The organism is Methanosphaera sp. A6 (assembly GCF_001729395.1).
GTDB lineage: Archaea > Methanobacteriota > Methanobacteria > Methanobacteriales > Methanobacteriaceae > Methanosphaera > Methanosphaera stadtmanae.
In genome coordinates, this window is the sequence record NZ_MAIF01000013.1 from 1 (window position 1) to 9,631 (window position 9,631).

The window sequence follows — 9,631 nt, forward strand, 5'->3', positions numbered from 1 at the left end:
GATGTTTTTAGAAGAATAATTACTTTTTTTGTTAAGTCTAGTTAATTACCTAATCTATCTAATAAATCATGAATTGTTGTTTATGTATCTATTTTTGGCCTTTAACTATTAAGGGATTGACCTTTAAAAACTAAAATATATTAAAAGTTAAGTAATTAACTCTATTCTAGTTTTTCACACGTATTTTACTTTATATTTTTTAAGATTTCTCATTAATTTTTTTAAATCCTGTTTATAATTATTTTCTTGCTTTAAAAACATTAAATAAATTTATAAATCAATAAAATAGAAAACTAGTATTAACTCTACTCATGAATAATACTTTGAATATGTAGAAAAGTGAAACTAGAAAGAAGTATCAAGAACAAAATTATCTGTGCTAAAATGTGATTTTGTTAAATCTAAAAATATTAATCCATTATGTTTTGGCAATGACCCCTTATTTAATAAAATATTATTAATTATGTGAAACATAAATAAATACTAATAATCTATTAGTAAAAACAATAATTTTAATATAAAAGAACTGTTTTTTATTTTAACTTAATTATAATTTTTATTTATTTATAAAAAAATATATGGGAGGAACAAATCAGTGTCTAATGAAATAGATGTAGATTATTTTCAAAAAATAATTAAAAAATTAGAATCTAGAGTAGATTATGTAGATATAAGAGTAGGAGATTCTACTAGTAATTCTATAGTAATGAAGGATAGTAAAATAGATAATGTGGATACTGGAATAAATTTTGCAGTTGGAATTCGTGTACTACAAAATGGTGCATGGGGTTCAGCATTCACCTCAGATATAAATAAGGTGGAAGATGTGGCAAATAAAGCAACAATACTTGCAAATCAATTAAGTAGTGATGTTGAACTAACTCCGGCAAATCCACAAGAAGATACAGTTGAATCAAAAGCAAAAATTAAGATAGATGATGTTACATTCGAAGATAAAATTAGTTGCATGAAAGAAGCAAATGATGCTGCTCAACTAGATGGTATACAAAGTACAAACATCACATATTCAGAAGTAGAAGGAACTAATTTACTTCTAAGTAGTGAAGGAACATGTATTCTTTCAAATAATAATAGAACAATCTTTTCTATGAATGCTGTTGCATCAAATGGTGAAGTTATGCAAATAGGACATAAAAGTCTCGGTGGTGTACAGGGTTTTGAAATAATTAAAGATGCAGATTTAGAATCATTTGGAAGAAGTATTTCTGAAAAAGCAATAGGATTACTCGATGCAAAAACACCACCATCTGGTGATTTTCCAGTTATATTAGATCCTGAACTTGCAGGAGTATTTATACATGAAGCACTAGGTCATGCTTCAGAGGCAGATATTATACTTCAAAATGATTCAATACTAAAGGATAAACAGGGACAAAAGATTGGATCTGATTTAATAACTGTTGTAGATGATGCAACAAGAGAAGATGCATTTGGATATTATGCATATGATGTTGAAGGAACTAAAACATCTAAAAATGTTCTAGTAGAAAAGGGTGTACTTAAATCAGTTCTTAGTTCACGTGAAACTGCAAAAAAATTAGGACGTCAATCAAGTGGAAATGCAAGATCCATAATTAAAGATCAACCGATTGTACGTATGAGTAATACATATATCCAACCTGGAGAATCATCATTTGATGAATTAATTGAAGATATGTCAACAGGAATTTATCTTAAAGGATCTCGTGGTGGACAAGTAGATACTGGACGTGGAGTATTCCAATTTAATGCAGTAGAAGCATATACTATAAATAATGGTGAACTTGATGATCATATAAGGGATGTATCCTTGTCTGGAAGTACATTAGATATATTAAATAATGTAACAGGAGTAGGATCTGACTTTAAATTAAGTGTAGGGTTCTGTGGTAAAGATGGTCAAACAGCACCTGTAGGTGATGGGGGACCTCATATAAGAGTAAGTAAGGCAACTGTTGGTGGGGTATAAAAATGCAATGTGGATTATTAACTGAAAAAGAAGGTAATCTTCTTCTTAAAATAGCACGTGATAATATTCGTTGTTATCTAGAAAATAAGGACTATCAAATACCAGAAGATATTCCCTCAATTTTTAGGGAAAAATTAGGTGTATTTGTAACTTTGAATATTAATAATAATTTAAGGGGCTGTATTGGTTATCCAGAACCATATAAACCATTAATTGATGCTGTTTTAGATGTTTCAATAGCAGCTGCAGTAAATGATCCACGTTTTATGCCATTAACATTAGATGAATTTCAAAATATTACTATTGAAATAAGTGTACTTACAAAACCTACAAAAGTAATAGTTAAGGATTATAATGAATATCTTGATAAACTAGAAGTAGGTGTTGATGGTTTAATTATCGAATCTGATTATAATAGGGGTTTATTACTTCCACAAGTACCTATAGAACAAAACTGGGATATTGAAGAGTTTCTTGAAAATTTATGTTATAAGGCAGGCTTAGCCTCTGATGCATGGATGAGTGCTACAACAGACATATTTAAGTTTCAAGCACAAATATTTCAAGAATAGGATAAATTATTTTAGAATAACATATAAGGAGAATGAAACATGAAATTGCCACATATACCAACACCAGATGAAATTATTGACAAGGCATTTAACAGGGCAAGTAAAGCAGCTTCTAAAGTTAGAAGTTCAAAATTACATCCACGTGTAAAGGGTAAGAGAATTGAAGAAGTAAGAGTAGATACAGCATGTGATATTATTACAAGCACATTTAATGGAATTGTTGTAGGAACACCTATAATAGAGGAATTACCAGAATTCTATCAGGATTATATTGATATAGTAGTAGGTGTAGATCAGTATAAACATTCATTAGGTGCAGTTTTCTGGGCTTTAGGTGTTATAAAACAAATTCAATCACAATACACTAGCAGAATAAGAAAGTCAGATTCACTTAGTGCTATTCCAATAAGAAAAGAAGCATATGGTAGAATAGTATCTATTGTTAAAAGAATAGAAGATGAACTTGACTTTTTAGATTTCTGTAAACGTGAACTAAAAAATATGCCTAATATAAATTTTGATGCTATAAGAGTAGTTATTGCAGGTTTTCCAAATGTTGGAAAATCCACATTACTAAATAATATTACTGATGCAAGTCCTAAGGTAGCAAATTATCCATTTACAACACAAGGATTACAGATAGGAAATTATGAATTGGGATATAAGAAGTATCAAATTATAGATACTCCTGGTTTACTTGATAGATCTATTAATGATATGAATGAAATTGAATTAAATGCTATAGCAGCATTGGAACATTTAGGTAATATTATCATATATATTTTCGATCCATCTGAAACTTCAGGATTTTTAATGGAAAATCAGTATTTATTATATGCTGAAATTAAGAAGGTATTTGAAACACAGATGATTTGTTTATTTAATAAAACTGATTTATTAGAAGATGATAGTGTTATTGAGGAATATTCTCAAAAAATAGATGATCCTATATTCAAGACAAGTATTAATGATTTAAGTAATATTAGTGATATTAAAAATTTAATTGAAGAATTAGGAGAATCATTTACTCCAGAAGATAAATACACAGAACAATATGCACTTCGTCATCCTAGAAAATAGAAATATTGCAGTATTTTTTTATTTTCTCAACTACTTTTTTTTTAAATATATAATTAACGTATTTTTACCATTATTTTTCAGTGTTTTAATTAAATAAGTCTTTTTTAAAAATTTTAAGTTAAGAATAAATTTACAAACTTATATATACTTTAAGTTAAACATTATTGTATAACTAAATTATTTAAATTTAGGACAATTCTGGAGGATTGATTTCAATGCAAAAAGTAAATGTAGAATCAAAAGATGAAGAGAAAACAGAAGAAGAATGTCAATGTAACGCACAAACTGATGAAAAAACTGAAGATTACAAAGTATATGGTGCAGATGAAACAGAGAATGCAACTAATGAAGAATCAAGAGATGCTGCTGATGATGCAAAAAAAGCAGCAGAGAAAATGTTAAATGATGTTTACGCAACATTTAAATCAAAACAAAAAGAATGGAATAAAACATTTGAGGAATACACAGCAAATAAACCTCTAATTGATTTATTTGAATATGATGACTGTTTAGTTCTTAAAATGGATTTACCAAGAGTAAAAAAAGATGATATTTCAATTACAATGGCTCCAGATTCTATTGAAATAACTGCAGAATTCCCTTCTATTGAAGATGAAAATAAAGAAGTTAAAATATTAAGGAGAGAAAGATGTACAGGTAGAACTAAAAATATCATACCAATACCTGTTGATGTAAAAGTAGAAGATGTATCTGCTTCATTTGAAAACTTTGAATTGGTAGTAACTCTTCCTAAAGTAAAACCTAAAAAAGTAGATGTTGAAATAGTATAATTTTTCTTTTCTTTTTTTATTTCTTTAGAAATAATATTTTATTTTTTAATAGTATAAGAACTCTTTTTAAATTTATTTATCTCTTTTTAATAACATTATAATAATTACACTATACAGATGTATATATTATATAATAAAATTTTTTAATTAATAGGTGGTATTATGAAACCTTATGTTATTTTAATTAGTTCTGCATCAGGTATTGGTAAGTCAACAATAGCATCAGAAGTAGCAAATACTCTGGGAATTAAGTATTTGATAGAAACAGATTTTATAAGGGCAATAGTAAGAGGTATTATAGGGTCAGAATATGCGCCAGCTCTACATAAATCATCATACAATGCATATACAACACTAAGAGATACATATAATTTTAAATCAGAGGAAGAGTTAATTACTGCAGGATATGAAGAACATGCTTCATTTGTAATTCCTGCTATAGAAAAAGTAATTTCAAGATGTGTTTTAGACAATGATTCAATAGTAATTGAAGGAGTACATCTAGTTCCAGGTTTAATTAATATAAAACAATTTGAAGATTTGGCTAATATTCATTTTTTTGTATTAACAGTTGATGAAAAACAACACCAGGAAAGATTTATACAAAGGGCTCTTGCCATAAAAAGAGGTGGAACACAGATTGATTACTTTAAGGAAAATAGAATAATTAATGATGCTCTAGTTAGTCAAGCAAAAACACTCAATATTCCAGTAATTTTCAATAATAATAAGGATACAACAGTAAAAAAGGTATTACAGTACATAAATGAAGTATCAAGAATTGTGTTTGTAAGACATACAGTTGATGATATAGATTTAGAAAGGGAGATTATAACTAAGCATGGTGGAAGAATAACTGATATTTCATATTATATTCCAGAATTTAAAGAACCATTAACGAGAATTGTGGAAAATTATGAGGATAATACATCCTCTGGTAAATTTATAAATGTAATAGAACATGAAACTAAACAAAAAGAATCATTAGGAACATTATATGAATTATCAAACAATATACATAGTCATCATTTATATGCACCAGATGAAAATAAATTAAACGATATAATTCAGGAATTAAAAGAAAATAATCTTTTATATGATGAAAATCTTGTAAAAAAATAAATACATATTGCATATATAAATTTAGTATAGATAAAAGAGGAATTAAAAACATGGATGAAAAAACATTTAATAATAATGATTTAATGAAATCAGATTGTCCAGTATGTGGAGGACATAAAACATTATCAATAACAAATAAAACAGATAATATTCCCTACTTTGGAGATATTCTAGAAACTTCTGTGTCCTGTTCAGAGTGCGGATATCAATCATCAGATAGTATATCATTGGAACATAATGAACCTGCACGTTTTACTCTTAAAATAAATAATACTAAGCTAAATACAAGAGTTGCAAAGTCACAGACAGCAACAATAACAATACCACATTTAGGTCTAAAAGTTGAACCTGGACCAAAATCTGATGGTTATGTTTCAAATGTGGAAGGTATTTTAAATAGATTTGAAGAAGCAGTATTAAGGGCAATAAAACTTGAAGGTGCAGAAATATCAAAAGAAGTTCAAGATAATGCATTGAATATCATAGAACTTATTACTAAGGTTAAAATGGGTGATATGGAAGTTGATTTAATACTAGAAGATCCATTTGGAAATAGTGTTATTGATGATGATGATGCTCAAAAAGAGTTATTAACACAAGAAGAAGCAGATAAATTACAAACTGGTTTTACAACAATAGACCAGTAAGAGTATATGGTGGTTAATATGACAGTATTAGATATAATAGAAAAAAGATACAGTGTAAGAGGATATGAGGATAGGCCTGTTGAAGATGAAAAATTACAACAAGTATTAAAAGCAGCACAACTTGCTCCTACAGGAGTTAATAGTCAAGCATTTAAAATATATGTTATTGACACAAAAAAACATGAACAAAAACTAAGAGAAGTATATGATAATGACTGGTTTGTTGAAGCTCCAATAGTACTTGCAGTTGTAAGTAAGGCAAATGATGCATGGACAAGACCATGGGATTTAGAAAATCTTAATGAGATTGATGCAACAATAGTAATGGATCATATGATATTAACTGCAACAGAACTTGGTCTTGGAACTTGTTATATTGGTGCATTCCATGAAAGACCATTAATTGAACTTCTTGATTTATCTGAGGAATATCATCCAGTATTGTTGACTCCACTTGGTTATCCTGATGCTAAACCAAGAGAAACAACACGTAAAAGTATAGAAGAACTTGTTGAATATATATAATATTCACCTATTTTTATTATTTTTATAGATTATTAATTATTAATTAAATAACTATTATTTATATTGAAGTTTTAATAAATACATAGTATTTAATGAAAGATATCTCTTATTGTGTACAGGGAGATATGTGTAACTTTTTAATCATTCTAATCTAGAATCATCTTTCTACACTATGTTAATAAATAAGTTAAAATTGAAAAATAAGTTGATAAAAGTCATATCTAATAAAAATAAAGAATATTAGTAAATATTAAAAAAAAGTATGAAGAAATTTACTTAAAATAAGTTATCTTCGTCATCTTCATCATTATCTGGTTTATCATTGATTTTGAGGGTAGCTTTTACATCCATACTTAATGCATCACAGTCAGCTTTAATTGCATCGAGGTGTTTTAATATTCTTATTTTTTCTTCATTTATTCTTTCAATGTTTGTGTATGGATATGTTGATTCTTTTAACATCTCATATTCTACTGTGGAGTATGGGTAGTCATTTAATTGTTTACATACATTAACAAGTACGTCTCCAAGGAATTTGTTCATTTCTACTTTTACTCTTTCTCTTATCATTTTGTCGTCGTCAAGGTTTTCTTTCATGAGACGTACTACTTCAGCTTTTGCAAAAGGTAATTTTTCTTCATTTTCATCCATGTATTCTTCTGTGTTTGCTTCTGTTTTGTCTACTTCTACATCTTCTACTTCGGTAGTTTTATTCATTTCTTCAAAATCGTCCATATTATTACCTCATATATATTATACTCAGTTTGTATTCTAAGTATTATTATTATATTTGTTATTTAATACTAATAAAGATGATGTTTATTTTTATTTTTTGATTAAAATATTGATAGTTTCAATTACTAATTTTAATTATATTTAGGGTAACTTTTATTTATTGAAAGATATTTTTTAGTTTATGATGATATGTTCATAAAATATTCAAACTTAAATCTAGTGTCTGTGCACTATTTGTTATAAATCCACTTGAGATAACATCAACATCAAGTGTAGCATACTTTGTAATTGTTGCAGGTGTTATACCACCACTTACCTCAATAATCACATCATCCCGTAGATGACGTTGTTTGAGAGTTACTAGTACTTCTTCAATTTCATCAGGATTCATATTATCTAACATTACAATATCTGCACCAAACATACTTGCACGTATAGCATCATCTAAATTTTCAACTTCAATCTCAATTTTCTTTGTGAAACTAACATTTTCCTTAGCCCTATCAATAGCTTCAATAACACCACCCACAACTTGTATATGATTATCCTTTATAAGTACACAATCATCTAATTTAAATCTATGTGTATCCCCACCACCAATTTCAACAGCTTTTTTTTCAAGTTTTTGAAGTCCAGGTGTTGTTTTACGAGTACATGCAACACGTATTTTTGGATTTATTTCATGAACTTTCTTACATGTGTTAGATACAAGTGTGGCAATTCCACTAAGATGCATTAAATAATTAAGAATTGTTCTCTCAACCATTAATATATCCTTTGCTTTTCCTTCAAATTCAAGAATAACATCACCCTTATGAATTTCATCCCCATCTAGAAAACTACTAGAGATATTTAGATTAAATTCATTGATAATATAATGGGCAACATCCATTCCTGCAAGAATTCCCTCATCTTTACATAATATTTCTGCTTGTGCCCATTTATCTTCTGTAACTAAACTGTTAGTTGTAATATCCTCAAATCCTATGTCATCATAAACATTTTCTATAATTCTATTATCACTAAAAATACTCATTATTCTCCTTCCATATTTAATTATTATATAATTATTAAGTTTTATTTCTTTAAAATAATTAAGTATTAAAGAATATATAGTAGTATATAATTATAAAAGAATAATTTTTTTCAATAATTTAAAAAAAGAGGTTATTAATATTATAGAATTAACTTTTTTAGGTACAGCATCAGCAATTCCTACAAGATCAAGAAATCATACATCAATAATAATTAAGATATCCAATAGAATGATTCTCTTTGACTGTGGTGAAGCAACACAAAAACAAATTATGGAAGCTGGAATAAGTCCTATGAAGATAGATGATATATACATAACACACTTACATGGTGATCATATTCTAGGTCTTCCAGGTATTGTTCAATCATTAGCATTTCGTGGAAGAACAAGACCATTACATATTTATGGTCCAAGAGGAATAAATGAATTAATAGATCATATAAGACATATGGGCTTTTATACGATAGGATATGAATTAATAACCCATGAAATAGAAGATGATGGGATTCTATATCAACAAAATGATTTTAGAATATTATCTAGAAAAATGAAACATACTGTTGTTGATTATGCATATAAAATCGAGCAATTAAGACAACCTAAGTTTCTAAGACAGAAAGCTATTGAATTAGGCATACCTCCAGGTCCACTATTTGGAAAACTTCAAGCAGGAAAAGAAGTAACAGTAGATGGTAAGATAATAAAACCAGAACAAGTGTTAGGACCACCACGTGAAGGTGTAAAAGTAGTATTTAGTGGGGATACAATTCCACAAGAATCTATGATAGACTTTGCAGAGAATGTTGATGTGTTGATACATGAGGCAACATTTACCAAGGACATTAAAGAAAAAGCATTTGAAAATGGACATACTGTAGCAGAAGATGCAGCAGTAATTGCTAAAAAAGCTAATGTTGAACAATTAATATTAACACATTTATCAAATAGGTACACATCCTCAAAACCATTACTTGATGAGGCAAAGACCATATTTGAAAATACTGTATATGCAGAGGATTTAATGGTTGTTATTATAGAGAATAAAAAACCAGTACAAATAAATTTCAAAAAATAACATAATTTATAGATGATAGTTGTTAATTATTATTTCTTTAGAAAGATTTTTCTTAAGATAACTTTTAATTATTTATAGA

General features: G+C 27.8%; 10 protein-coding genes. 8 read left to right on the top strand and 2 right to left on the bottom strand.

What is annotated here, in order from left to right; translation table 11 throughout:
- The first annotated feature begins 595 nt into the window (after nt 1-595).
- The 7 genes from A9758_RS00350 to A9758_RS00380 all read left to right on the top strand — a co-directional run bounded on the left by A9758_RS00350 (nt 596) and on the right by A9758_RS00380 (nt 6,706).
- Nucleotides 596-1,969, top strand: coding sequence for a TldD/PmbA family protein (locus A9758_RS00350; protein WP_011406003.1), 1,374 nt, complete (start codon nt 596-598; stop codon nt 1,967-1,969).
- A gap of 2 nt (nt 1,970-1,971) precedes the next feature.
- Entirely contained in the window at nt 1,972-2,541 is a 570-nt protein-coding gene (locus A9758_RS00355; RefSeq protein ID WP_011406004.1) for a TIGR00296 family protein, read from the top strand.
- A 39-nt stretch (nt 2,542-2,580) separates the two neighbouring features.
- Nucleotides 2,581-3,621: a GTPase gene (locus A9758_RS00360; protein WP_011406005.1), complete on the top strand. Its 1,041-nt coding sequence runs from the start codon at nt 2,581-2,583 to the stop codon at nt 3,619-3,621.
- 215 nt (nt 3,622-3,836) lie between these two features.
- Nucleotides 3,837-4,412, top strand: coding sequence for an Hsp20/alpha crystallin family protein (locus A9758_RS00365; RefSeq protein WP_011406006.1), 576 nt, complete (start codon nt 3,837-3,839; stop codon nt 4,410-4,412).
- 159 nt (nt 4,413-4,571) lie between these two features.
- On the top strand, nt 4,572-5,534 hold the full coding sequence (locus tag A9758_RS00370) for a 3H domain-containing protein (protein WP_048059689.1): 963 nt from the start codon (nt 4,572-4,574) through the stop codon (nt 5,532-5,534).
- Nucleotides 5,535-5,584: 50 nt separating this feature from the next.
- On the top strand, nt 5,585-6,181 hold the full coding sequence (locus A9758_RS00375; RefSeq protein ID WP_011406008.1) for a ZPR1 zinc finger domain-containing protein: 597 nt from the start codon (nt 5,585-5,587) through the stop codon (nt 6,179-6,181).
- Nucleotides 6,182-6,199: 18 nt separating this feature from the next.
- Nucleotides 6,200-6,706 carry a nitroreductase family protein gene (locus A9758_RS00380; protein WP_011406009.1) on the top strand — a complete coding sequence of 169 codons (507 nt, stop codon included), beginning with the start codon at nt 6,200-6,202 and terminating at the stop codon, nt 6,704-6,706.
- A gap of 276 nt (nt 6,707-6,982) precedes the next feature.
- Here the strand turns inward: A9758_RS00380 and A9758_RS00385 are convergent, their stop codons facing one another.
- Nucleotides 6,983-7,423, bottom strand: a complete 441-nt coding sequence (locus tag A9758_RS00385) for a hypothetical protein (protein WP_048059816.1) — start codon at nt 7,421-7,423, stop codon at nt 6,983-6,985.
- 211 nt (nt 7,424-7,634) lie between these two features.
- Entirely contained in the window at nt 7,635-8,477 is an 843-nt protein-coding gene (gene nadC / locus A9758_RS00390; protein ID WP_011406011.1) for a carboxylating nicotinate-nucleotide diphosphorylase, read from the bottom strand.
- Nucleotides 8,478-8,619: 142 nt separating this feature from the next.
- Between nadC and rnz the strand changes: the two genes are divergently transcribed.
- A complete protein-coding gene (gene rnz, locus A9758_RS00395) occupies nt 8,620-9,552 on the top strand; it encodes a ribonuclease Z (RefSeq protein ID WP_048059690.1) in 933 nt (310 codons plus the stop codon).
- Nucleotides 9,553-9,631 lie beyond the last annotated feature (79 nt).